Genomic DNA, 25,262 nt, shown 5'->3' with positions numbered 1-25,262 from the left:
GGGAAAAAGGGAAATCGCGGGGGCTGCCGGGCTCAGGCGAGCCAGTAGCGGGTCAGGTGCCGCTTGGGATCGCGGTACTGGCTGCGCGCATGCATCAGGCGCCAGTTGTCCCAGATCAGCACGCAACCATCGGGAATCAGCAACGGCGTGCAGTGCTCCAGGAAGAACTGCTCGCCCAATGCGGCGATTCGACCCAGAGGCGTACCACTGTTGCGGCCCTCGGGAGCGCTCAGATCGTCGCGGGACGGATTCACGTCGCCGTAATGGAACTGGTTGTAGCTGAAGCGAAAGATGTCGCCCTCGGCGTTTTCCCTGAAGATGTACTCTTCGAGCACCCGCCGGGTCGTCTCCCCGGGCTTGGCGGTGGCGTTGAAGGCCACCGGGTTGCGCTCGATCCAGTCCTTCAGGTCGGCAGGCAGCGTCTTGAGAAACGCCAGGCCATCGGCCAGTTGCGTATGCCCGCCACCACAGGTCGCCTGGTGGTGACAGTGCAGTACCAGGTAGCGCGGCGGCGGATCGTAGACCGGCGCTTCGGTATGCGGACCGATGCCGTTCATGCTCTGGGAGTACGGCAGGTCGTCGAAGCCCGGCTTCAGGGTCACCTCGAAGGTGTACAGGCCATTGAACTGCGGGATCACCCGGCCGAACGGTGCCAGCGTCTCGTACAGATCGGCACTCAGTTCCTCGGGCTGCAGCAGGGTCCAGCCCTGCTCGGCGAGTTCACGGTGGTGATGGCTCAAGGCGCGTTGCGGAACCACGCTTGCAGCGATTTCTTCCAACATGGCGAAAGTCCTTTTCTGAATCAGGCGATGACGGCGGCGGAGTAGGCGGCGATCAGATCGCGACAGGCCTGCCCGGGCTGGTACTGATGCTCGTCGATGCTGCGTACCGGAGTGATCTCGGCGGCGGTTCCGGTCAGGAAGCACTCCTCGAAGTCACCCAGTTCCTGTGGCAACAGCGTGCGCTCGATCACTTCGTAGTCCAGTTCACGTGCCAGGCGGATCACCGTCTGGCGGGTGATGCCGTTGAGGAAGCAGTCCGGCACCGGGGTATGCAGTTGCCGCCCCCTGACGAAGAAGATATTCGCACTGGTGGCCTCGGCCACATGCCCGCGCCAGTCGAGCATCAACGCGTCGTGGTAGCCGCTGTTCTCGGCATCGTGCTTGCTCAGGGTCGCGATCATGTACTGCCCCGAGGCCTTGGCCTCGAACGGGCTGCTGCTCGGTGGCGGACGCCGCCAGAGCGCCGTCTTGAGCCTGATCCCGGCCATGCGTGCCGCCGGGTCGAAGTAACTCGGCCACTGCCAGCAGGCAATCGCCAGGTGCACGCGGTTGAAACGGGCCGACGTCGAGATCATTTCACTGCCGCGCCAGGCCACCGGACGCAGGTAGCCATCGGTCACGCCGTTGCGTTCGAGCAGGGCATGACTGGCCTCCTCCAGCGTCTGCAGATCATAGGGAATGGTGAAGTCCATCAATTGCGCGGAGCGATACAAGCGATCGGAGTGCGCCCGCAGCTGGAAAATCTTGCCGCCATAGACGCGCTCGCCCTCGTAGACCGTACTGGCGTAGTGCAGCCCATGGGTGAGCACATGGATCTTCGCGGCCTTCCACTCGACGAACTCGCCGTCGAGCCAGATATAGCCATCGCGTTGATCGAAAGGAATCGCTGCCGGGCCACTCATACCGTCACCTCCGCGGTGTTCATCAGGACGCTGGTCACTTCCAGCCCACACAGCCGAGCCTCGGCCATCAATGCGCTCGCCTCCTCCTGGGAGGCAGGGATCCCGGCAATCAGACGATTGCGCCGGGTGTGGGCCTGGGGATCACCGGCCACGTGGACACGCTCGCCGGCCTGGGCCGGAGTCGAGCGGATGGTTTCCATCAAGCCGGCAAGGCTGGCCTGGAAGCTGCGCAGGTCAGTGAAGGCGGAGATATCCAGGGCGATCATGAAGTGACCGATCTGACGTCCCTTGCTGAAGGAGCCGGTATCCAGATGATCCAGCTGGTGATCCAGTGGCATGCCGGTCAGCAGGCAACTGAGCACCTGCACCATCATCGCCAGGCCCTGACCCTTGTAGCCGCCCAGGGGCGACAGGGAGACCACTTCATCGGGCTCGGCGGTGTCATTGCCGTCCTTGTCCAGCGCCCATCCCAGCGGCAGCGACAGACCGAGCTTGCGGTAGTGCTTGACCTGGGAATAGGAGATCTGGCTGGTTGCCATGTCGAGCACGAAGGGTTGTCCGTCCGCCGGTGCGGTGAAGCAGATCGGGTTGGTACCGAACATTGGCTGCTTGCCCTTGAACGGTGCCATGCGCGCGGCAGCGCTGGTGGTGACGATACCGATCATGCCGCTGTTGGCGATCTCCAGCCCGTAGACCGACGCCGCGCCGAAGTGGTTGGAATTGCCGACGCCCACCGCGGCGATGCCACTGCTGCGGGCCTCCTGCACGGCCAGCTTGGCGGCATACATGCCGGCCACGGTGCCCAGCGCCTGGTCGGCATCGAGAATGATCACGTTACCATTGCGTCGTTGCACCTGGATGTTCGGGATCGCATGGCTGCGGCCTTCGTCCAGCTCCCGCAGGTACAGCGGGAACAGGCGCAGGCCATGGGTGTCGACACCCATCAGCGAAGTGTCCACCAGGGCATTGGCGAACCAGTTGGCGTGCTCCGTCGACACGCCACGGCGCTTGACCGCCTGTGCACAGACCTGGCGGGCAGTGTGCGGATTCAGATAGATCATGGTGTTCATTCCATCGAATAGGTTTGGGATCAAACGGCTTCCAGCGCGACGGGAATCAGTTTCGGTGGCGCGGCACTGTCGTTCTGGAAGAAGAAGAACTCTTCGCCGAAGGCCGGGACCAGTTCGTCGAACCAGGTCGCCTGCGGGTCGAACTTGGCGTAGAAGGTGCGCAATACCCACTGCGGGTTGCGGGCCTGGAGAAACTGCAGGACGAAGACTTTCTCACCCGCGACGGTCTCGATCCCATTGATCACCACCTTGCCGTAGAAGGTGCTCATCGACGGCCCGCGTACCGTGCGCGCCAGACCGGAGACCGTGCGATAGGCCGACTGGTAGATCTCGAAGGCGCGATACAGTGGCATCGCGAAGTAGTGGCTGGGGCCGGTATCCCGCTCGACGAAGAAGTAGTAGGGAATGGCGCCCAGGCGAACCCCCTCGGTCCACAGTGCCGCCCAGTCGGCCGGGTCTTCGTTGATGTGGCGAATCAGCGGTGCCTGGATCCGCAGAGTCGCTCCGGACGAACGGATCCGCTGGATGGCCTGACGGGCCATGTCCTGCCGGATCTCCACCGGATGGTTGTAGTGCCCCATCACCGACAGGTTCTTGCCACTGGCCACCACCCGCTTGAACAGGTCGATCAGCGCGTCGGCATCCTTGTCCGTGACAAAGCGCTGCGGCCAGTAGGCCACCGACTTGGTGCCCAGTCGGATACTTCTGATGTGCGCCATGTCCGGTGCCAGCAGCGGCTCGATGTACTCGGCCAGGGAACGGGTGTTCATGATCAGCGGGTCACCACCGGTGATCAGCACGTCCGTCACCTCGGTATGCACCCGCAGGTACGCCGCCAGTTCCTGGGATTCGCGGGCGTTGAACTTGAGTTCGTCCTCGCCGATGAACTGCGCCCAGCGGAAACAGAAGGTGCAGTAGGCGTGGCAGGTCTGGCCGGCACCGGGGAAGAACAGTACGGTTTCCCGATACTTGTGCTGGATACCCGACAACGGCTTGCCGTCCAGGGTCACGGTGTTGTGGGTCAGTTGCCCTGCCGGATGCGGGTTCATCCGCTGCCACACCTGTTCCACCTGGCGCTTGACCGCCGCGCCGTCATCACCGTCGATCAGGGCCTTGAGCGCCTCGTACTCATGGGGATGAAGCATGTCGCGATGAGGAAAGGTCATGCGGAAAATCGGATCATCCGGAATGTTGTTCCAGTCGATCAGGGTGCTGAGCACATAATCGTTGGTGCGAAATGGCATGACCTTGGAGACGACCGTCATTGCTTCCTGCAATTCTGGAGTCAGTCTTTGCCAATACACCGTATCGCGAATAGTTCTTGAATTATAAGGTTTATACTTTTGCGGTTCGGACAGTCCCTGCATGACAGCGCTCCTGAAGATTCTGTTATGAGTCCAGCTATGTATCAATTTGAACCAGACAGATTTGCCGGATATATCTCCAGCCATCACAGACAAAACAAATCCCATTGCCCTTGGCGCCATATGACGCGGCAACTTGTTTTTATTGATTAGAGGTCTTTGGCCACTGCCAGCAACTTCGTGCCTATTGGGATCTTCACGGCATTGAGCAAGATCGATCATTGTCCCCAGCGGATCGATCAGGTCGTGTTCAGTTCGCTGGCAACGGCGCCACGCGCTCCTGCCCGATCCAGGCCTGGACACTGGCGCGACTCCATTGCCGACGGACATAGGCCGCCAGTTGCTCGGGCATCTCGTCACCATTGGCCAGCAGGCGATTGAGCATGATCGCCAGGTCGGTATCGGCAATGCTCCAGTCGCCGAACAGATGGCCGTCGCTGTCGCCCAGGAAGGTACTTGCTACCCGGTACAGGCGCTCTACGGCGGCCTTTGCCGCGTCGGAAAGGGGCTGATCGCGCTTGCCGAAATAGATCAGGTCCGCCGGCCGCTCCTGGCGGATCACCAGCAGGTCGCTGCGCAGCCAGGCCTGCAGTTGACGGGCCCGGGCACGTTCCTGCAGACCACGGGGCAGAACCTGTTTATGGCCGGCACCGGCAAACGCCTCGTCGAGATACTCGGCGATGGCCGACGACTCGGTCAGGGCGAAACCGTTGTGCACCAGGGTCGGCACCTTGCAGGTCAGCGACAGGTCACGATAGGCCGGCAGATAATTATCGCGTTTCTTGAGATCGACAGTAACGATATCAAACGCAAGTTCCTTTTCTTTCAGTGCAACAAAAGCCGACAAGGCAAAAGCACTGACAAAATCGGCGCCGACATGAAGAGTTAATTTTTGTTCAGCCACAGGATATTCCCTTCCATTTCCATATACATGTGAACTTTCAGCCGAATTGCTCGACCGAAAAAACCGTCAGGCAGGCGAGCGGGCAGCGTACAGGTGTACAGCTGATTGCCCATCACTCGAATTAACTCAGAGACACTGCCTACGAAATGGATCGTAAATAACTGAATGACGCTTCGATAGATACAGAAAATGCCAGTTTGTATCGATACAGATGACCGCAGGATGACAGAATGCTTGCAGATATCGATGCAAGAGAGTGACCGGGAGAAGGGGGACACCACCGGCAGCCTGCCGAGCGACGAAAAAGGCAGGCACAAACGCAGGCAGGGAGCCAGCGAACGCTGGCTCCCTGCCTGGGAGAACGATGAAGGAAAATGGTGGAGAGGGTTACCTACCCGGTCTTGCCGATCCGGCCGTTCTGATCGGCAAAGTTCGACAGCGCCGCCACCTGCGGCATGTTGCTGATATTGAGCATGACCAACGGCTCCTGCGTGGAACCGTTGATGAATCCATGGGCGTTCCACGCCGGCACGACGATCACGTCACCGCCGCAGATCGGCACGGGCTGGGCATCGCCGAGGGTCAGCTGGCCCTGGCCCGACTGGATGATGAACAGGTGCCACCAGGTGTGGGCATGCTGGTTCAAGGTGGTGCCGGGGTTCAGCCATTGCATCGAGATCACGGTGCCCGGCAGGATCTCGCAACCGCCGATACTCGACTCGCTCGACAGGGCGACGATGTCGGTATCACTTGGTTGCATCTCGCGTTGCAGGCTGGCCAGGTCCGTGCCCTTCCACACCTGCGGTCGAGGTGACTCGCCCTGCAGGCTGTCGCGAAAATCCTGATAGGTGAAAAAGCTGCCCTTGAAGGTGTCCATGTGTCATTCCATTTTTGCGGCGAGACGTTCCCATCGCGCAGACATTGATTTTATAGCTGGCGCAAAGCCCCTTCGTTAACCGCGGCAATGATATCGACTTCGATCGCGGCATTCTTCGGCAGTTGGTACACCCCCACCGTCGTCCGGGTATGCCGGCCGGCATCCCCCAGTACCCGATGGAATACATCCGAGGCACCGTTGGCGACCTCACTGAGATCGGGGAACTCTTCCGTCGACTTGACGTAGACCGTCACCCGCGCAAGGGACTTTATGCGATCCAGCGAACCAATGGTTTGCAGAATCAATGCCAGCCCGCGCATGGCGCTGATGCCGGCAGCTTTCTGCGCCTCCTGCAGGGTCAGGTTGACGCCGACACGACCGGGGAGGATCACCTTGCCGCTCATCATCGGCACGAGCCCGCTGACGAACACCTGGTCATGCAGCCGCAAGGCTGGCGAGTAGTGCCCTCCAGCGGTATTTTCACCATAGATGTCATAACCCAGTTCCTGGGCAATGGCGATAAAACGTTCATCACACGACATCGGCATCACTTCCTTCTGTGGCTGGGCCAGCTCCGGGATAGAAGATTCAGGCCATGAGGCAGCGGGGTTCACGACAGGGCCTCTTCAAGGCGAACGGAAGATTCCACCTCCAGCGGTGACACCACGATCGCCGACTCGATGGCCCTGACCAGCCGCAGCAGTTGCTCGCTGAGCGTGGAATAGTCGCTGTTGAAGAGAATGACGTGACCGATGAACGAGGTGTTGTCGGTCACCAGGGCCGAGACGCGCTCGCCCACGCCCTTGCTGTACACCGCTTCGATCACCTCGATACCGAGCTCGGCCGCCAGCTCGCGGATATCCGGCAGATAGTGCAGGGAACCATGGGCCGGAGCACTCAGCAGCCGGATGCCGCAATAGCCCTGCGCAGTCGGCTGCCGCTCCTCCATCCGCCCTTCCACCGCCCAGCGCACCCAGCTTTCCCAGGGGTTGTACGCGGCGAAGGCTTTACGCGCCAGGTCCCAGATGTGCATGCCACCGGGGCGCATGTTGGTTTCCACGGCCGAGGTCAGGCCATTGCCCTTGAAAAACACCTCGTTGTGGTAAGCCCCATTGCGGGGCGACACCAGTTGGCGCATATGTTCGCCGGCGGCAGCGATGGCCAGCAGGGCGTCGCCACTCAGCGGCGCCGGGACCACCTGCTGGATCTCGGCACGATAGGCACCTTCGGTGGTGGTCTTCTCGGTGATCCAGGAACGCCCCGCCACGCAGTCCCAACTGTACTCGCGGGCCTCCTCCACCAACTCCTCGACGATGATCCCGCCCGAGCGATAAGGCTCCAGCGCCGCCCAGGCCGGCGCACATTCGTCCAGCGAGTGAATGACCCGGCAACCGCGGCTGGCCCCCTCGCAGGCGGGCTTGATGAAGGCCTTGCCGCCCAGGGCCTGCACGCGCTGAAGCAACTCCTCCAGTCGCTCGACGCGGCAGGAAAACACCGGCTGATAACTCGCCGGTGAGCTGGGCGCGGCAGCTTCCAGCTGGCGGAAGATTTCCTTGTCCAGCCCGGCACGAGCCTCGTCGGGGGTAATCCCCGGCAAGCCGTGGCGCGTGGCCAGGGCGGCACCGAGCAGGACCCCACGATCGGAAAACGGCAGGACACCGATCAGGTTCCACTGTTCGAGCTCCAGGCAGCCACACACTGCATTCAGGGCCGAATCCAGGTGCTCGGCGGCCAGCGATGTGGTCCAGACATAGTCCGCCACTTCGTAGTCTTCCAACTGGACCTTTTCCACCAGCAGAATCAGCTTGGCCTGATACAGCGACTGGCACAGCTGGCGCAGCTTGGCGATGTCACGTACGCGGTTGCCGTTATAGCCGACCACGATCACACAGGGTTTTGCACTCATCTCGGATCTCCCTTGCGAACTCAGTCATGCAGCGGTGCGTTGAGTTTACGGTTGAGGCCGTACCAGGCCAGGATCCCCAGGGCACCGATCAACCCCAGCACGTAGGCGTTGTAGGGATCGGGCAGGGCCCGCATCAGCAGCACGGTCACGCCGGCACCGACGCCCAGGGAGACTTCCTTGGCGAACATGCTGTTCTGCTTCACGGAGAAGTAGTCCAGGTAGCTGAACGCACACTCGGCGATGGACAGCAGGGTGACCCAGATGAACGCGCCGACCAGGGTCTGCACATGGAACAGCGCTGGCGAGGAAAGCACGAGGAAGCCGGCGAAGATGATGCCGATCACGGTAAACACCTTGAACCGGCCGGTGGCCTCGATGACACGCATCACCGGCACCTGCAGGAACACCACCACGGCACTGTTGAGGATCAGCATCAGGCCATACCAGGAGGGTAACTCGCCGGTTTCCCGCAGGATCGCCTGGGGCAGGATCGAAAACACGCCGAACAGCTTGATGCCCATGATGATCCCGGCGATCACCCATGGCAGCTTGCCAAGCCAGCCGGCTCCGCCCTGGCTCTTCGCCGGGGTGGAAATGACCGGGAGCTGCAGGCTCGCGCCCATGGCGACCGGCAGGCACATCAGGACGAAACCGGCGGCGCCGAGAAAGAACAGGGTGGGGGTCAACTGCGGCGACAGCAGGATCAGGCCGGCGATCAGGCTGCCCATGTTCATGGCCACGCGGTTGTACGCCGCGCCTTCCTTGGTCTGCGCCGCCTCGCTCTTGATCAGGTAGCCGGCGATGGCGATCCCGTAGGCGAACAGGGCCGCGCCGAACATGACGATGCCCTGGTTGCGGGTCAAGGCCAGCAGGATCAACCCCGCTCCGGCGCACAGCAGGGTGACGCCGAGGGAGCGCCGGCCGAGCAGCAGCAGGGTCAACGGCAACAGCAGCAGCAACGCGCGATAGCCCAGCGCCAGGATACTGTTGGTGGCGGTGTCGAGCCAGACGTTGGCCTTGCCCAGTACCGCGAACAGCGACACCGCGGTAATGATCCGAATGATGAACAAACGGACGTTAACGGCCGGCTTGGCAATCCCGGCAGTTGTTTCAACACTCATGGAGAACCTCTTCAATCAGAACGACGCACTGGATGATGGCGTCGATACTAGAGAGCGGAGGTCTTCTTGATCAGAGCAAGTTGGACTAGAATCCTCCGAACTTTATTGCTCGGATGACCAGTAAAATGCAGGCGCAGAGAGCCGTGATCGCTGCCATCGAGTTCGAGCGTGGAGCCCCGCTGGTACAGCAGATCGTCGAACGCTTCACCTCAGCCATCAGCCAGGGCGCCCTGCAACACGGCGCCAAGCTGCCACCGATCCGTGAACTGTCCGAGCTGATGGGTGTAGGCAAGTCGACCGTCGTCGAAGCCCTGGACCGCTTGCGGGCCAAGGGGCTGGTCGCCTCCCGGCAGGGCTCGGGGCACTATGTCACGCGCCTGAGCGCGGCCGCCCATGCCGGCGTCGGCCGTGACCTGCTGCCACAGGACACCCTCAGCGTGGTACGGCGCGCCCTGCTGCTGGACAACGGCGCCCTGCGTCCGGGCTGCGGTTTCCTGCCCTCCTCCTGGCTGCCGGGCGAAGAACTGCTCAAGGCCGCCCGCGGTACCCTGCGCTCGACCACCCTTCGCATGGGCGAGGCCGGCGTGCCGGCCGGCTATGTGCCGCTGCGCCAGGCCCTGCGGGTCAAACTGGCGACCTTCGGTATCGAAGTTCCGGTGGAGCAGATCGTGACCACCGCCAACACGGTGCAAGCCATCGACATGCTGATGCGCCTGCTGATCAAACCGGGCGATACGGTGCTGCTGGACGATCCCTGCTATTTCAACCTGCGCTCGAACCTGTCGCTGCATGGCGCCAGGGTGGTCAGCATCGCCCGCGGTTGCGAGGGGCTGGATTTCACCCACCTGGAACAACTGCTCGAGCAGCACCGTCCGGTGCTGTACCTGACCAACACCACGCTGCACAACCCGACCGGGCACTCCTTCTCCCCGGCCCAGGTCTATCGCCTGTTGGAGTTGAGTCACCGGTACGGCTTCCATATCGTCGAGGACGACCTGTACTGCGATATCCAGCACAAGCGCACACCGCGCCTGGCCGCGGCCGGCGGGCTGGAAAACATCAGCTATGTCTCGGGCTTCACCAAGACGCTGAGCGCCAACAGCCGGGTCAGTTACGCCGTGCTGACACCGGAACTGGCGGCGCGCATGATCGCGCTGAAGATGATGAGCGGTGGCGTGACCTCGGAGCTGGCCGAGCAGATGACCTACCGGATGCTCAGCGACGGCAGCTACACCAAGCACGCCCGACGGTTGGTCGATCGCCTCTACGAGTCGAACGCACGGGTGGCGCAGTGGCTGGGTGAAGCCGGTTGCGCGGTTTCCTCCTGCCCGGGAGAGGGGCTGTTTCTCTGGACCCGCCTGCCCGCCGGTATCGACGCCGAAGTGCTGGCCCGCAAGGGGCTGGAAAATGACATTGTGCTGGCGCCGGGCACCTTGCTGAGCGTGGCCGACGATGCGACGAGTTTCCTGCGGTTCAATGTCGCCCACAGCGATGATGAACGTGTGCGGGAACGCTTCCTGCGCTTGCTCGGCGACTGAATCGCCGGGCATGTCGCAAAAAAAAGCCCCGCACTTCCTGAGAAGGCGGGGCTTTTCCGTCATGCGGGTCACTCAGTGCGCATAAGTCAGCAACAACTCGGTCGGCACTTTGAAATCCAGGGACATCATCACGCTCAGGGCGGTAATGGTGAAGATCGAGAACACGAACAGCTTGCGTGCCCAGACCGTGTCATCCACCGCCTTGTAGCCGGTCCAGGCCATGTACAACCAGTACATGCCCATGGCCGCGGCCACGGCGAGGTAGCTCATGCCGGCATAGCCGCTGAAGGTCAGCATCAGCGTCGCGGCGACGAAAGCCAGGATGTAGAGCAGGATGTGCTTCTTGGCCACGACGATCCCACGCTTCACCGGCAGCACCGGAATCGATGCGGCCAGGTAGTCGTTGAAGCGGAAGATCGCGATGGCGTAGGAATGCGGCATCTGCCACAGGCTGAACATCACCAGCAGCGTCAATGCCGCCATGTCGAAGCTGTTGCTGACCGCAACGTAACCGATCACCGGTGGCATCGCCCCCGACAGACTGCCGATCAGCGTGCCGTGAACCGACTTGCGCTTGAAGTACAGGCTGTAGAGACCGACATAGATGACGAAGCCGATCACTGCGAACAGCGCCGCCAACGGGTTGGCGACGCGGTACAGCAAGGCTACGCCGGCAACGCCGAGGACGGTCGCGTAGACCAGTGCCAGTTTCAGGGAGATGAGACCCTGGACCAGCACGCGGTTCTTGGTGCGCTCCATCTTCAGGTCAATGTCACGGTCGATGCAGTTGTTGAACACGCAACCGGACGCTACCACCAGCGAAGTGCCGATCATGGCCGCCAGGAAGATGGCCAGATCGACATGCCCCTTGGAGGCCAGGAAGAAACCACCCGCCACAGAAAGCACGTTACCGAAAATGATCCCCGGTTTGGTGATTTGGATAAAGTGCTTGAGCGACATCGGGTTTACCTCACTTCGCCATCATGACGGCGTGGATGGTGAACATGATCCACAGCGACAGACCTACCAGCAGGACGATCACCAGCGCCGCGAAAATGAACGCGATCACGTTGTTGCGCTGCGCGGCGGAACGGTCCAGGTGCAGGAAGTACACCAGGTGCACCAGCACCTGGATCACGGCGAAGATCAGGATGATCCACAGGGTCGCGGCTTTTGGCAGCGACGGGTACATCACCAGGCCGAACGGGATGGCAGTCAGGATGATCGACAGGATAAAGCCGATCATGTAGGACTTCACGCTGCCATGGTTGGCATCACTGGAATGGTGTGCATTAGCCATTTACAGGGTCCCCATCAGGTAAACAACGGTGAATACGCAGATCCACACGACGTCCAGGAAGTGCCAGAACAGGCTCAGGCAGCTCAGGCGGGTGGTGTTGGTCGGCGTCAGGCCGTTTTTCCAGACCTGGTACATCATCACGGCCATCCAGATCAGGCCACTGGTGACGTGCAGACCGTGGGTCCCCACCAGGGTGAAGAAACCGGACAGGAAGCCGCTGCGGTTCGGACCGTAGCCTTCTTCGATCAGCTTGTGGAATTCGTTGATTTCCATGCCGATGAAGCCCAGGCCGAACAGGAAGGTGATCGCCAACCAGCCCAGTACCTGGCCTTTCTTGCCCTTGAACAACGCCAGCATGGCGAAGCCGTAGGTGATCGAGCTGAGCAACAGGCAGGCGGTTTCGCCCAGCACGTATGGCAGTTCGAAGATGTCGTGGCCCGACGGGCCACCCGCTACGTTGTTAACCAGCACCGCGTACGCTGCGAAGATCGACGCAAACAGGATGCAGTCGGTCATCAGGTAGAGCCAGAAACCGAATACGGTCATCTCGCCCGAGTCGTGGTGGTGGTCATCGTGCCCATGGTCATGACCATGGGCGTGTCCAGCATGAGTCACTGCATTCGACATGGTTTAAGCCTTTTCCAACGAGGTTTCAACACGGGAGGCCGGAATCACCTTGGCCGCGACCAGCACCTTGTGCTGTTCGGCTTCGATGCGTTCGATGGTCTCGACCGGCACCATGTAGCCCTGATCATCACGGGCTGCGTGGATGATGAAATAGATCACGGTACCTGCGAGGCTGGCGATCGCCATCCACCAGATGTGCCAGATCATCGCGAAACCGAAGACGGTCAGCAGAGCACCCATGACCAGGCCGGTCGCGGTGTTGTTCGGCATGTGGATCGGCTGGTAACGCTTGGGCACGCTGTAGGCGGTACCGTTTTCCTTGGCTTCGGTGAACGCGTCGACAGCGTCGGCTTTCGGCAGTTCGGCGAAGTTGTAGAACGGCGGTGGCGACGAGGTCGACCATTCCAGGGTGTGGCCGTTCCATGGGTCGCCGGTCACGTCCAGGTTCTGCTTGCGATCACGCACGCTGACGTAAATCTGGATCAGTTGCGAAGCGATACCGAAGGCGATCAGGATCGCACCGACGAAGGCAACGTACAGGTACGGTACCCACTCAGGGTTGGTGGTCGCGTTCAGGCGACGGGTCATGCCCATGAAGCCCAGAGCGTAGAGCGGCATGAACGCAACGAAGAAGCCGGTGATCCAGAACCAGAAGGCAGCCTTGCCCCAACCTTCATGCAGCTTGAAGCCGAAGGCTTTCGGGAACCAGAAGCTGAAGCCGGCGATGTAACCGAATACCGCACCGCCGATGATCACGTTGTGGAAGTGCGCGATTACGAACAGGCTGTTGTGCAGCACGAAGTCGGCACCTGGAACGGCCAGCAGAACGCCGGTCATGCCGCCGATGGCGAAGGTCACCATGAAGCCCAGGGTCCACAGGACCTGGCTGGTGAAACGCAGACGACCACGGTAGATGGTGAACAGCCAGTTGAACAGCTTCACCCCGGTCGGGATCGAGATCAGCATGGTCGCCAGGCCGAAGAAGGCGTTGACGTTGGCACCCGAACCCATGGTGAAGAAGTGGTGCAGCCAAACCATGAAACCCAGCACCGAGATCGCGCCACTGGCGTAGATCATCGAGTGGTGGCCGAACAGTTTCTTGCCGGAGAAGGTCGAGATGACTTCGGAGAAGACACCGAAAGCCGGCAGGATCAGGATGTAAACCTCGGGGTGACCCCAGGCCCAGAACAGGTTGACGTACATCATCGGGTTGCCGCCGAGTTCATTGGTGAACACGTGGAAATCCAGATAACGGTCGAGGGTCAGCAGTGCCAGGGTAGCGGTCAGGATCGGGAACGAAGCCACGATCAGGACGTTGGCCCAGGTGCAGGTCCAGGTGAAGATCGGCATGTCCATCAGTTTCATGCCAGGGGTACGCATCTTCAGTACGGTGGCTAGGAAGTTGACCCCGGTCAACGTCGTACCCAGACCCGATAGCTGCAGCGCCCAGATGTAGTAGTCCACACCCACGCCCGGACTGTATTGCAGCCCCGACAGCGGCGGATAGGCAACCCAGCCGGTCTTGGCGAATTCGCCAACGCCCAGGGACAGGTTGATCAGCACCACGCCGGACACCAGCAGCCAGAAGCTCAGGGAGTTCAGGAACGGGTAGGCAACGTCACGCGCGCCGATCTGCAGCGGCACGACGATGTTCATCAGGCCGGTGAAGAATGGCATCGCCATGAAGATGATCATGATCACACCGTGGGCGGTGAAGATCTGGTCATAGTGATGGGGAGGCAGGTAGCCAGGCGAACCCTCGGTGGCCATGGCCAACTGGGAACGCATCATGATCGCGTCGGCGAAGCCGCGCAGCAGCATGACCATGGCGACGATGATGTACATCACGCCGATTTTCTTGTGGTCGACCGAAGTCAGCCACTCGGACCACAGGTAGGTCCACTTCTTGAAGTAGGTGATGGCCGCGAAGACCGCCAGGCCACCGATCGCGATCATGGCGAGAGTCACCATGACGATCGGTTCGTGGAACGGGACCGCGTCCCAGCTTAATTTACCAAACATCGTTTACTCCTCTGCCCCGGCAGCTGAATGCGAACCTTCCGTTGCGGCCACTTCCTTCTTCTCGTGCTCGACCGGCTTGCCTGGTTTCATGCCTTCGTACTTGTCGACGATGACCTGGAACAGGTTCGGCGTAACGGAAGAATAAAGCTCGACCGGGTTGTCCTGGCTCGGCTTGGAAAGTTCTGCGTATTCGGCTTGTTCAAGCTTTTTAGGTGACTGCTTGACCTCAGCAATCCAGGCATCGAAATCCGCCTGGCTGGTTGCGATCGCTTTGAATTTCATACCGGTGAAGCCGGCACCGCTGTAGTTGGCGGAGATGCCCTCGTACACGTGATTCTCGTTGGAGATCAGGTGCAGCTTGGTCTGCATGCCAGCCATCGCGTAGATCTGGCCACCCAGGCCCGGGATGAAGAACGAGTTCATCACGGAGTCGGAGGTGATCCGGAAGTTGACGGGGGTGTTGGCTGGGAACACCAGCTTGTTGACGGTGGCGATACCCTGGTCCGGGTAGATGAACAGCCACTTCCAGTCCAGCGAAACCACTTCGACGTTGATCGGCTTGACGTCGGATTCCAGCGGACGATAAGGGTCCAGGGCGTGGGTCGACTTGTAGGTCACGATGCCCAGGAACAGGATGATGATGGCCGGAACAGCCCAGACCACGATTTCGATCTTGGTCGAGTGGTTCCATTTCGGCGCGTAGGTGGCGTCCTTGTTCGATGCACGATATTTCCATGCAAAGGCAAGGGTCATAAAGATCACCGGCACCACGACCAACAGCATCAGCAGCGTGGCGGTGATGATCAGGTTACGTTCGTCCAGGCCTACCTGACCTTTGGGGTCAAGCAAGGTCATGTTGCACCCTCCCAGCAACAACGTGCCGAGCAGCGGCAATAAGCCTAGCAATCTGGGGTACCTAGTTTTACTCATCTCACGACCTCTAAAGCAGCTTGCGCAATGCAGTTGGGTTTTGATCGCCAACACTTCACCCTGCCAAGGGTTGGCATTTTTCTTCAATTGAATAAGGGCCTGCCCTTCGCGCTGATCGCAGATCGGCACATCCGGAGCTGGCAGTGAGTCTTATTCGATTTCGTCGGTCAAAGGCCTTGTTACAGACCAATTCCATTTGGTGCGGATACTTGGAAGGTTGCCTGCACCCGGGATCGCATGGCACCTTTTGGCCCCTGTGCTCGCTCAAAAAATGAACGACGCAGGACACTCAGTGCGGGCGATTGTAGATATGTCGGGTTTTATAAACCATGTCTCATCCTGAAATATTTTTTATCAAGTGACGCAACAATCATTCACCGATTTTGCAATGATACAGAATCGTATCGCTTTTCATTATCAACAAGAAGCACTGACACCCCCTTCTACCGGACAACCTGACTGGCTCTTCCAGCCTTCCTGAAGCACCCGCCGAGGCCGGTCCAGCCCCTGTAAAACGGGGCCCACGGCGACTCTTGGGGAGCGTCGAAGGTACTGGCGGCGGGGCCTGGGGAGAAAAAACGGCCGAAGGAACTTTCCCGGGAATTGTTGTCGATTGCAGAGGCCCAGGTGAGTCGAAAACGCTCCCTGCGACCGCTGCGACGTGACAATATGTCGCAGTTTTTTCAGGCCTTTTGTTGCCTTCCATCACGGCCTTTTTTACCGCTGCGCAAATGCGAAAACGCCCCGATTCCGGGCATCGGAACCGGGGCGCCCGAGAGGCCGCTCAGCGAGCGTTTTTACGGTTGCGGTAGATCCCCAGCGGCACCAGCACCACAGTCAGCACAAAGGCTACCAGAGCCCATTGCGCCAAGGACAGGCCGAGCACCGGCGGGTATGGCGTTTCGCAGAAACCGTCGACCTGGAAGCCCAGCGGGAACAGTTTGGCCAGCGGCAAGCCGTCGACGATCGGCTGCAGCACATCGATGCCACAACTGACCTGGGGAAAGGCCTGGATATACACATGCCGGCCGGCCACGGCGAGGCCACCGATCGCGCTCAGCCACACCAGCACTTCCAGCACCGAAAGACTGCGCCGGGTCGGCATGGCCGCGCCGATGAAAGCGAAGATCGCGATGAACAGCAAGGCATAACGTTGCAGGATGCACAGCGGGCAAGGTGCCTCGCCGAGCACCACCTGCATGTACAGCGCCCCGCCGATCAAGGCCAGGCAGATCACCCCCAGCAGGACGAGAAAGCGCTTTTCCCGTCCCAACCGCATCATTTCGTCATTCATCCCGTTTCCCTTGTGACTCGTTATTGGATCAGCCGAAGGGCAGCGCTGACAGCCGCTGCATCAGGCCGAGGTTGCCTGCGTTCGGCGCACCTGGCGCCATCCGGGCATGGTCGATCCCTGGCTCGCCAGTCTACACGCAGCAGATGACCTTTGAGCGTATTCAACACCCGATAAAGACCGGTACTCGCCGCAACTGCGGCGAATTAACGCGAAGTCGATTAAAGGCGGATTAACCGTGGCGGGATTTTGCAGAAGGGATATGCAGGAGAGTGCCGATTCTCTTGTAGGAACAGCCTTTCTGGAATCATCACGGCCGGTATTCCGAGAGGCTGTCCGGCCGCCAAAAAAGCAAAAGGCCCGCTCGAAGGCGGGCCTGGTTGTTCAGGGCCACTCAGCGGGCAGCCAGCGCCGCGTAGCTGTTCATCAGGTTGCGATAGTTCGGGATCCGCTGCGACAGCAGGTTGCCCAAGCCTTCGATATCGTTGCGCCAGTCGCGGTGCAGCTCACAGGCCACCGAAAACCAGTTCATCATCTGTGCGCCGGCCTGGGTCATGCGGTTCCAGGCAGCCTGCTGCACGGTGGTGTTGAAAGTGCCGGAAGCATCGGTCACCACGAACACATCGAAACCTTCAGCCAGCGCCGACAGCGTCGGGAACGCCACGCAAACATCGGTCACCACCCCGGCGATGATCAGTTGCTTGCGGCCGGTGGCCTTGATCGCCTTGACGAAGTCCTCGTTGTCCCAGGCGTTGATCTGGCCTGGACGGGCGATGTATGGCGCGTCCGGGAACATTTCTTTCAGCTCTGGAACCAGCGGGCCGTTGGGGCCCTGCTCGAAGCTGGTGGTCAGGATCGTGGGCAGGTTGAAGAACTTGGCGAGGTCGGCCAACGCCAACACGTTGTTCTTGAACTCGTTCGGCGAGAAGTCCTGCACCAGGGAAATCAGACCGGTCTGGTGGTCGACCAGCAGGACTACGGCGTCGTCTTTGTTCAGGCGGTTGTAGGTTGGCTTGCTCATGGGAGGATCCTTTTTCGTTTAAGTGGTGGGAAGCTGTGTCGTTGAATGTGTGACCAGATTAATGAGCCGCCGAAAAAGGAAAAAGCGGCTCAAATCGGTTTGACTGTCTCATCGAAGTAGACAATCTGTGAGAGCCGGATTCCGCAGATCAATCCAGCTCTCACAACACGTCCCCCAGCGCTCGGGGGAACTCGGACCGAGGGCTTATTCCAGGGCCGCAGCCGGGCCGAAGAACTCGTAGCGGCTCTGCTTTTCCGGCACACCGAGGGCCTTGAGGTGGCGCTTGACCGCACTCATGAAGCCTTTCGGCCCGAGGAAGTAGGCATCCAGGTCGCGCTGTTCCGGCAGCCACCGGGCCAGTTGTTCCTGGCTCAACAGGCCGACCTTGTCCGCCGCCGGGCTCACCCCGTCATCCTCGGCGTAGCAGTAGAAGCGCTTGAGCTGCGGATGACGCGCGGCCAATCCATCGACCCAGTCACGGAACGCATGCACCGACCCATTGCGCGCGCAGTGAATGAAGTGCACCGGCCGCCGTGTGGCGAGCGCCGCTTCCAGCATCGGCAGGGTCGGGGTGATACCGACACCGCCGCTGATCAGCACCAGCGGCTTGTCGCTGGCGGTCAGGGTGAAGTCTCCCGCTGGCGGGAACAGATCCAGGGTCGCGCCGACCGCCAACTGGTCATGCAGGTAGCTCGACACCCGGCCGCCCGCCTCGCGCTTGACACTGATGCGGTATTGCCGGGCATTGGCCAGCGCCGAAAGGGAGTAGTTGCGCCGTAGCTCCTCGCCATCGATGACCAGCTTCATGCCGATGTACTGACCCGGCTCGAAGCTCAGGATGGCCTGGCCGTCGACCGGTTCGAAGTGCAAGGAAGTGATTTCCGCGCTTTCCTCGACCTTGGCCACCAGCCTGAATGGCCGGCTGCCACGCCAGCCACCCGGTGCCAGGGCCTTTTCGTCGTAGATCGCCGCCTCGGCACCGATCAGGATGTCGGCCAGCTGGTTGTAGGCCGCGCCCCAGGCCGCGAGCACCTCGGGCGTGGCGATTTCCTCGCCGAGCACTTCACGGATCGCCCGCAGCAGGCAGGCGCCGACAATCGGGTAATGCTCCGGCAGAATCTGCAGCGCAACATGCTTGTTGATGATCTTCGCCACCAGGTCGCCCAACTGGTCGAGCTGGTCGATGTGCCGCGCATACATCAGCACGCCGTTGGCCAGGGCCCGGGGCTGGTCGCCGCTGGCCTGGTGGGCCTGGTTGAACAGTGGACGCACCTGCGGGTACTCGGACAGCATCATCCGGTAGAAATGGGTGGTCAGTGCCTCACCACCGCTTTCCAGCAAAGGGACGGTCGATTTGACGATGGCACGGTCTTGGGCGCTCAGCATGGGTCAACTCCTGGACATGAGGATTACCTGAATTGACCTGTCTCAATCACACTCCATGCCAAGATTTAAACCATTAAAAATCAATAACTTAAAATATCATTGGTCATAATGACCACAACCATTCTATAGTCATTTCGACACCAATGGAGTCAATATGACCGCAAAGCCGTTGCTGACCGCCCTGCTGCCATTGGTGGCGGATCTCTCCCGGGAACTGCCCGAAAGCGAACGTTATCGGCGCCTGCTCGATGCCCTGCGTGCGCTGCTGCCCTGTGACGCCGCCGCCCTGCTGCGTCTGGATGGCGAAGCGCTGGTACCGTTGGCGGTCGACGGCTTGAGCGCGGACACCCTCGGCCGGCGCTTCCGGGTCAGCGAGCACCCGCGCTTCCAGATCCTGCTCGATGCCCGGGGCCCCGTGCGTTTCGACAGCGACAGCGGGCTGCCCGACCCATATGACGGCCTGGTCGACGGCCTGACCGAACACCTGGAAGTGCATGACTGCCTGGGCTGCCCCCTGTTCATCGACGAGCGCCCCTGGGGCCTGTTGACCCTCGACGCCCTCGACCCGGAACGCTTCGAACGGATCGACCTCGATGCCCTGCAGGCCTTCGCCAGCCTGGCGGCGGCCACCGTGAGCGCCGCCGAACGCATCGAACGCCTGGCCCTGCGGGCCGAGGACGAACATCAGCGCGCCGAACTCTATCGCCAGGCCAACAGCTCCCGGCAACCCGAGATGATCGGCCAGAGCAAGGCGCACAAGCGCCTGGTGGAAGAGATCAACCTGGTCGGCGCCAGTGACCTGACCGTGCTGATCACCGGCGAAACCGGGGTCGGCAAGGAACTGGTGGCGCAGGCGATCCACGCCGCCTCGCCTCGTTCGGAAAAGCCCATCATCAGCCTCAACTGCGCCGCCCTGCCGGAGACCCTGGTGGAAAGCGAACTGTTCGGTCATGTCCGAGGTGCCTTCACCGGGGCGGTGGGCGATCGGCGCGGCAAGTTCGAACTGGCCAACGGCGGTACCCTGTTTCTCGATGAAGTCGGCGAGCTGTCGCTGAGCGTCCAGGCAAAACTGCTGCGGGTGCTGCAGAGCGGCCAGTTGCAGCGGCTGGGCTCGGACCGCGAGCACCAGGTGGACGTGCGCCTGATCGCCGCGACCAACCGCGACCTGGCCGAGGAGGTGCGCAACGGACGCTACCGGGCGGACTTCTACCACCGCCTGAGCGTCTACCCGTTGCAGGTACCGCCACTGCGCGAGCGCGGTCGCGATGTACTGCTGCTCAGCGGCTACTTTCTCGAGCAGAACCGCTCGCGCATGGGCCTGGGCAGCCTGCGCCTGAGCCCGGATGCCCAGGCCGCGCTGCTGGCCTACGACTGGCCGGGCAACGTCCGGGAGCTGGAGCATCTGCTCGGGCGCAGCGCCCTCAAGGCCCTCGGCAGTTGCCGGGAGCGGCCGAAGATTCTCAGCCTGAGCGCTGTCGACCTGGATTTGCCGACGGTCGCCGACGAAACGCCCGAGACACAGGCCAGTACTCCATTGCACCGGCAAGCCGGGCTCGACTTGCGCCAGGCCACGGAGCAGTATCAACGGCAGTTGATCACTGCCTGCCTGGAGCGGCACCAGCAGAACTGGGCGGGCGCGGCGCGGGAGCTGGGCCTGGATCGGGCGAACCTGGGCCGGCTGGCCAGGCGCCTGGGGCTCAAGTGAGCAACAGGCCACCAGCCCCGGGCGTCGGCAGCGAACGTGTGCAGGAGCGGGCTTGCCCGCGAACAGGGCAGCGTGGTCAGCGGCAAGATTCACCTAAAGCCCGACCGTCTCGGGTCGATAATGCTTTATAGATACCCGTTCGGGGCCGACCTGCCCTGACGCAGCTCTTTGTACAGAAGGTTTTTATGTCCTCCAACAAAGCTCGCGCAGATTCGCTGTCGCTACTGCTCTTCACCTTGCGCAGCGGCAAGCTGATGGCGATCAACCTGCTCAAAGTCAGCGAAATCATCCCCTGTCCGCCGCTGACCAAACTGCCCGAGTCGCACCCTCATGTCAGGGGCATCGCCACCCTGCGCGGCGCCTCGCTCTCGGTGATCGACCTGAGCCGGGCCATCGGCGAGCGCCCACTGGCGGATCCCGACGGCGGCTGCCTGATCGTCACCGATGTCAGTCGTTCCAAGCAGGGCCTGCATGTGCAGGCCGTGAGCAAGATCGTCCACTGCCTGACCACCGATATCCGCCCGCCCCCCTTCGGCTCCGGTGGCCCCAAGGCGTTCATCACCGGGGTGACCCAGGTCGACGGCACGCTGGTGCAGGTGCTGGATATCGAAAAGGTCATCCATGTCATCGCTCCGACACAGATCGAAGTCGCACCGACCGAACTGACCATGGAAGAAGCCGAACTGCTCGGCAATGCCCGGATCCTGGTGGTCGACGACAGCCAGGTGGCGCTGCAGCAATCGGTCCATACCCTGCGCAATCTCGGCCTGACCTGCCACACCGCCCGCAGCGCCAAGGAAGCCATCGGCTGCCTGCTCGACCTGCAAGGCACCGCGGAACAGATCAACATCGTCGTCTCGGACATCGAGATGTCGGAAATGGACGGCTACGCCTTCACCCGTACCGTACGCGAAACCCCGGACTTCCAGGACCTCTACATCCTGCTGCACACCTCCCTGGACAGCGCCATGAACGCTGAAAAGGCCCGTCAGGCAGGGGCCAACGCGGTACTGACGAAGTTTTCCTCGCCGGAGCTGACCAAGTGCCTGATCCAGGCCGCCAGGACCGTCGCCGAGCAGGGTCTCTGACATGTCCCGGTGCCACTGCCTGCTGCTGCGCAAGGACCTCGACGGCTTGCTCGACGTGCCGCACTGGCCCAAGGACATCCGCCTGGGGATACTGCGCCCGGAGCAACTGGAGGCCGTCCACGCACTGTTGGTGGAGGGCTATCGCGACAGCAACATCGAGGTCGACGACTTCCCCCACTGGCGTGAGCGTTTCACCCGCGATGCCGAATTCGATCCGACCCTGTGCCTGATCGCCACGGACCCACACGGCCTGGCAGGCGTCGCCCAGTGCTGGACCAGCGCCTACATCAAGGACCTGGTGGTCCACCCGCGCCGCCGCGGCGAGGGCCTGGGCCAGGCGCTGCTGCGCCATGCCTTCCAGGTCTTCGCCTCGCGGGGCGAAGCCTTCGTCGATCTCAAGGTCATGGAAAACAACCTGCCGGCGCGGCGTCTGTACGACGACGCCGGCATGCGCTTCATCCAGCGCTATGAAGTCGGCCCGGCTCAGGCATAATCGTTGTTTTGCCGGATGCACCTTCAGGAGACCTGCCATGAAAGCCTCCACCCTGATCTTCATCAGCCTCACCGCAGTGGCCGCCCAGGCCCAGGCATCCAGCCCCGATCAGTGGATCGCCCACGACAAGGCGGTGCTGGCCAGTTGCACCAAGGCCAGCCACCTCAAGAACGTGAAGCCGGTGGGCAGTCCGGCCCTGTTCGATGACAAGCTCGGCTACACCGCCGTCCTGCTGCGCGGCCATTACCCTCAGGTCCATATGAAAAACCAGGCGGGCACCGAACTGTGCCTGTACAACCGCAAGAGCAAGAGCGCCAGCGTGACCGAATGGGACTCGGTGATGCCGGCCCGCAGCAACTGAGTGGCTGGCGCACAACTTGCTTCGTTCCGGGTTCATGTGGTGACGGCCTGTCGGATTGGTGTCACCGCGCCTTTTCCCTTGCTGCCGGTCAAGCCATGAACACCCATTTTTCCTGCGTAGGTTGCGGCAAATGCTGCACCGATCACCATGTACCGCTGACCCTGGCCGAAGCCCGGCAGTGGGCGGACGACGGCGGCCAGGTGATCGTGCTGGTGGAGGCGTTCCTGGCGGATGGCACCGGTATTGCGCCGCAGCAGCTCGAACATGCGCAACGCCGCTCCTGGGGCGTGCCCTGCGGCAGCACCGAGGCACGCGTGGCCATCACTTTCGCCGCCTACAATGTCGGCCCCTGCCGGAATCTTGACGAACGCCTGCTCTGCCGGATCTACGAACGTCGCCCCCTGGTGTGCCGTATCTATCCGATGGAGATCAACCCGCACATCCCGCTCAGGCCGCAAGCCAAGGACTGCCCGCCGGAATCATGGCTGCCGGACCAGCCGCTGCTGATCAGTGGTGGCCAGTTGGTGGACGCCGGGCTGGCGCAACTGATCGAGGATTCGCGCCAGGCCGACCGTGACGACATCCGCGCCAAGCAAGCCATCTGCGCACGCCTGGGCATTCACACCACCGCGCTCAAGGGCGATGGCTTCACCGCCTATCTGCCGCAGATGCCTGCGTTCGTCGAAGCCATCGCGCAAGTCGAACGACAGTCGCAATGGTCCCCCGAAGCGGAATGGGCCTTTCATGTTTCCGGCCATGACATCGCCGAGCAACTGCGCGCGGCCGGGGCGCGAGTGGTCAGCGATACGCCGCTGACCTACACCTTCATTCCATTGCGGGCGGCCTGAGCGCCGGGCCGCTGGTCGCCCGTTTCGCCACACAGGCCACTACACCCGGCTGCTGCGTCCCCAGAACTCCTGCGCCAGCGAGCGCAGATCGTCCGCCAGCCCGGCCACGTCACCCGAATTGGCGTGACTCTGCCGACCCGCACTGACAGTCACCTCGCAGGCATTGCGAATGCTCATGATGTTGCGGTTGATGTCCTCGCTCACCGCACTCTGCTCCTCGACCGCCGCGGCAATCTGCAGGCTCATCTCGGTGATCCGGTTCACCCGCTCGCTGATCCCGCTCAGCGCTTCGGCCGCCTGCTGCACCTGCTGCACGCTGTCCTCGGCATGCTGGCTGCTGTGGCGCATGACCAGCACCGCCTCGCGCGCGCCGTCCTGCAGGTTGCTGATCATCCGCTGGATCTCGCTGGTCGACTGCTGGGTACGCTGGGCCAGCCCGCGCACTTCATCCGCCACCACCGCAAAGCCACGCCCCTGCTCGCCCGCGCGCGCCGCCTCGATGGCCGCATTCAGCGCCAGCAGGTTGGTTTGCTCGGCAATGCCGCGGATCACCTCGAGCACGCTGGAAATCTCGATACTGTGGCTCTCCAGTTGATGGATCACCTCGGTCGCCCGGGCCAGTTCCCCGGCCAGGCGCAACACCGAGCTGCGGCTCTCGCCCACCAGTTGATGACCGTCGCGGGTTTCGCTGCCGGCCAGGTCGGCGGCCACCGAAGCCTGCTGGGCATTGCTCGCGACCTCGGCGACACTGGCCGCCATCTCATGAATCGCCGCCGCGACCTGATCGGTTTCGGCCTGCTGGTCGAGGGTGCTGCTGTGGCTGCTCTCGATATGGCGCACCAGCTCCTGGGCATGCCCGGACAGGCGCAGCGAAGCGTCGCCGATGCGCCCGACCACCGAGCCGACCTGGGCTTCGAGCATGCGCAAGGCAAACTCGATCTGGCCGAATTCGTCACTGCGGCCGGTATAGATCGCTTGGCTCAACGGGTTGTCGGCCAGGTTGCGGGCCCGCACCGTCAGGCGGGCGAACGGTCGCAGGGCCCCGTGAAAGATGGCGCCGCACAGGGTACTGCCCAGGCCCCAGAGCCCCAGTTCGACCAGCAGCGGCTGCGGCGACAACCAGTCGCCCAACGCCAGGGTCGCGGCAAACGCCAGGCTGGACTGCAGCGTCAACCGCCCGGTCAAGCCAACCCTGGGCAGACGCTGGCGCCATGACCGACGCCCGCTACGCAACTCGCCATAACAGCGCTCGGCCGCCTCGATCTGCCTGGCCCCGGGCTGGGTCCGTACCGACTGGTACTCCACCGTCTGGCCGTTGCGGCTCACCGGCGAGGCATAGGCGCTGACCCAGTAGTGATCACCGTTCTTGCAGCGGTTCTTCACCATGCCCATCCACGAGCGACCGGCCTTGAGGGTCTGCCACATATGGGCGAACGCCTCCGGCGGCATGTCAGGGTGGCGCAACAGATTATGCGGCGAGCCCAGCAACTCTTCGCGGCTGTAGCCGCTGATCTTCATGAAGTCCGGGTTGGCGTAGGTGATGGCGCCTTTCAGGTCGGTGGTCGAAAGGATATTGGCGTCGCGGGCAACCTCGACGTTTCGGCCGGTAACCGGGAGATTGATCTTCATGGAAGGCGCGCTCGAATTATTGGGAAGAGTCGGCAGGGCGTCGACTCTAAGCGGACCAAAATCCAAAACACTGATCCAGATCAGCTTTAGGGCACAC

At 61.9% G+C, this 25,262-nt stretch carries 23 protein-coding genes and 2 pseudogenes; 6 read left to right on the top strand and 19 right to left on the bottom strand.

Annotated elements, in window-relative coordinates; all coding sequences use genetic code 11:
* Positions 1-32: 32 nt before the first annotated feature.
* The 9 genes from ACMGT0_RS06335 to ACMGT0_RS06295 form a co-directional block, all read right to left on the bottom strand.
* Complete coding sequence (locus ACMGT0_RS06335; protein ID WP_054060148.1) at positions 33-782, bottom strand: TauD/TfdA family dioxygenase; 750 nt, start codon at positions 780-782, stop codon at positions 33-35.
* 20 nt (positions 783-802) lie between these two features.
* On the bottom strand, positions 803-1,684 hold the full coding sequence (locus ACMGT0_RS06330) for a branched-chain amino acid aminotransferase (protein ID WP_416771888.1): 882 nt from the start codon (positions 1,682-1,684) through the stop codon (positions 803-805).
* Positions 1,681-2,745: an Ldh family oxidoreductase gene (locus tag ACMGT0_RS06325; protein ID WP_239688068.1), complete on the bottom strand. Its 1,065-nt coding sequence runs from the start codon at positions 2,743-2,745 to the stop codon at positions 1,681-1,683. The genes ACMGT0_RS06330 and ACMGT0_RS06325 overlap by 4 nt, the downstream gene beginning before the upstream one ends.
* A gap of 29 nt (positions 2,746-2,774) precedes the next feature.
* Complete coding sequence (locus tag ACMGT0_RS06320; RefSeq protein WP_416771886.1) at positions 2,775-4,121, bottom strand: KamA family radical SAM protein; 1,347 nt, start codon at positions 4,119-4,121, stop codon at positions 2,775-2,777.
* 247 nt (positions 4,122-4,368) lie between these two features.
* Complete coding sequence (gene yfcF, locus ACMGT0_RS06315; protein WP_081009784.1) at positions 4,369-5,022, bottom strand: glutathione transferase; 654 nt, start codon at positions 5,020-5,022, stop codon at positions 4,369-4,371.
* A gap of 391 nt (positions 5,023-5,413) precedes the next feature.
* Positions 5,414-5,899, bottom strand: a complete 486-nt coding sequence (locus ACMGT0_RS06310; RefSeq protein WP_416771884.1) for a cupin domain-containing protein — start codon at positions 5,897-5,899, stop codon at positions 5,414-5,416.
* Between the two features lie 50 nt (positions 5,900-5,949).
* Positions 5,950-6,441 (bottom strand): RidA family protein, encoded by a 492-nt coding sequence (locus ACMGT0_RS06305; protein WP_054060154.1) that lies wholly within the window; start codon positions 6,439-6,441, stop codon positions 5,950-5,952.
* A 68-nt stretch (positions 6,442-6,509) separates the two neighbouring features.
* On the bottom strand, positions 6,510-7,805 hold the full coding sequence (locus ACMGT0_RS06300) for an ATP-grasp domain-containing protein (RefSeq protein WP_054060155.1): 1,296 nt from the start codon (positions 7,803-7,805) through the stop codon (positions 6,510-6,512).
* Positions 7,806-7,825: 20 nt separating this feature from the next.
* Entirely contained in the window at positions 7,826-8,926 is a 1,101-nt protein-coding gene (locus ACMGT0_RS06295) for a hypothetical protein (protein ID WP_054060156.1), read from the bottom strand.
* A 125-nt stretch (positions 8,927-9,051) separates the two neighbouring features.
* Between ACMGT0_RS06295 and ACMGT0_RS06290 the strand changes: the two genes are divergently transcribed.
* Positions 9,052-10,464 (top strand): PLP-dependent aminotransferase family protein, encoded by a 1,413-nt coding sequence (locus ACMGT0_RS06290; protein WP_054060157.1) that lies wholly within the window; start codon positions 9,052-9,054, stop codon positions 10,462-10,464.
* 72 nt (positions 10,465-10,536) lie between these two features.
* Here the strand turns inward: ACMGT0_RS06290 and cyoE are convergent, their stop codons facing one another.
* The 8 genes from cyoE to hmpA all read right to left on the bottom strand — a co-directional run bounded on the left by cyoE (position 10,537) and on the right by hmpA (position 19,041).
* Complete coding sequence (gene cyoE, locus ACMGT0_RS06285) at positions 10,537-11,424, bottom strand: heme o synthase (RefSeq protein ID WP_054060158.1); 888 nt, start codon at positions 11,422-11,424, stop codon at positions 10,537-10,539.
* Positions 11,425-11,434: 10 nt separating this feature from the next.
* Positions 11,435-11,764, bottom strand: a complete 330-nt coding sequence (gene cyoD / locus ACMGT0_RS06280) for a cytochrome o ubiquinol oxidase subunit IV (RefSeq protein WP_017904871.1) — start codon at positions 11,762-11,764, stop codon at positions 11,435-11,437.
* The gene (locus tag ACMGT0_RS06275; protein ID WP_054060159.1) at positions 11,765-12,391 is read right to left on the bottom strand and encodes a cytochrome o ubiquinol oxidase subunit III; all 627 of its coding nucleotides are present in this window, start codon (positions 12,389-12,391) and stop codon (positions 11,765-11,767) included.
* Positions 12,392-12,394: 3 nt separating this feature from the next.
* Positions 12,395-14,413 (bottom strand): cytochrome o ubiquinol oxidase subunit I, encoded by a 2,019-nt coding sequence (cyoB, locus tag ACMGT0_RS06270; protein ID WP_054060160.1) that lies wholly within the window; start codon positions 14,411-14,413, stop codon positions 12,395-12,397.
* 3 nt (positions 14,414-14,416) lie between these two features.
* Positions 14,417-15,343 carry a ubiquinol oxidase subunit II gene (gene cyoA, locus ACMGT0_RS06265; RefSeq protein ID WP_054060161.1) on the bottom strand — a complete coding sequence of 309 codons (927 nt, stop codon included), beginning with the start codon at positions 15,341-15,343 and terminating at the stop codon, positions 14,417-14,419.
* Between the two features lie 784 nt (positions 15,344-16,127).
* Positions 16,128-16,637, bottom strand: a complete 510-nt coding sequence (locus ACMGT0_RS06260; protein WP_054060162.1) for a disulfide bond formation protein B — start codon at positions 16,635-16,637, stop codon at positions 16,128-16,130.
* 391 nt (positions 16,638-17,028) lie between these two features.
* Entirely contained in the window at positions 17,029-17,655 is a 627-nt protein-coding gene (gene ycaC / locus ACMGT0_RS06255; RefSeq protein WP_416771879.1) for an isochorismate family cysteine hydrolase YcaC, read from the bottom strand.
* A 204-nt stretch (positions 17,656-17,859) separates the two neighbouring features.
* Positions 17,860-19,041, bottom strand: coding sequence for an NO-inducible flavohemoprotein (hmpA, locus tag ACMGT0_RS06250; RefSeq protein ID WP_054060164.1), 1,182 nt, complete (start codon positions 19,039-19,041; stop codon positions 17,860-17,862).
* Between the two features lie 154 nt (positions 19,042-19,195).
* On the opposite strand from hmpA, the gene norR reads away from it, so the two are divergent.
* From norR to ACMGT0_RS06225, 5 genes are all read left to right on the top strand, one after another.
* Complete coding sequence (gene norR / locus ACMGT0_RS06245; protein ID WP_416771876.1) at positions 19,196-20,746, top strand: nitric oxide reductase transcriptional regulator NorR; 1,551 nt, start codon at positions 19,196-19,198, stop codon at positions 20,744-20,746.
* 185 nt (positions 20,747-20,931) lie between these two features.
* A complete protein-coding gene (locus ACMGT0_RS06240; protein WP_054059843.1) occupies positions 20,932-21,834 on the top strand; it encodes a chemotaxis protein CheV in 903 nt (300 codons plus the stop codon).
* A 1-nt stretch (position 21,835) separates the two neighbouring features.
* The gene (locus tag ACMGT0_RS06235; RefSeq protein WP_416771875.1) at positions 21,836-22,327 is read left to right on the top strand and encodes a GNAT family N-acetyltransferase; all 492 of its coding nucleotides are present in this window, start codon (positions 21,836-21,838) and stop codon (positions 22,325-22,327) included.
* Positions 22,328-22,364: 37 nt separating this feature from the next.
* On the top strand, positions 22,365-22,688 hold the full coding sequence (locus ACMGT0_RS06230) for a hypothetical protein (RefSeq protein ID WP_416771873.1): 324 nt from the start codon (positions 22,365-22,367) through the stop codon (positions 22,686-22,688).
* Positions 22,689-22,783: 95 nt separating this feature from the next.
* Entirely contained in the window at positions 22,784-23,536 is a 753-nt protein-coding gene (locus ACMGT0_RS06225) for a YkgJ family cysteine cluster protein (protein ID WP_416771871.1), read from the top strand.
* A 39-nt stretch (positions 23,537-23,575) separates the two neighbouring features.
* Here ACMGT0_RS06225 and ACMGT0_RS06220 read toward each other — a convergent pair.
* Together ACMGT0_RS06220 and ACMGT0_RS06215 are read right to left on the bottom strand one after the other, a co-directional pair.
* Positions 23,576-24,106 (bottom strand): annotated as a pseudogene (locus ACMGT0_RS06220) (methyl-accepting chemotaxis protein); the annotation flags it as partial.
* Positions 24,107-24,883: 777 nt separating this feature from the next.
* Positions 24,884-25,054 (bottom strand): annotated as a pseudogene (locus tag ACMGT0_RS06215) (PAS domain-containing protein); the annotation flags it as partial.
* Positions 25,055-25,262: the final 208 nt, after the last annotated feature.

The sequence above is a fragment of the Pseudomonas sp. RHF3.3-3 genome (assembly GCF_048069595.1).
GTDB classification, from domain to species: Bacteria; Pseudomonadota; Gammaproteobacteria; order Pseudomonadales; family Pseudomonadaceae; genus Aquipseudomonas; species Aquipseudomonas fuscovaginae_B.
This window is presented reverse-complemented; position numbering and strand designations above follow the sequence as displayed.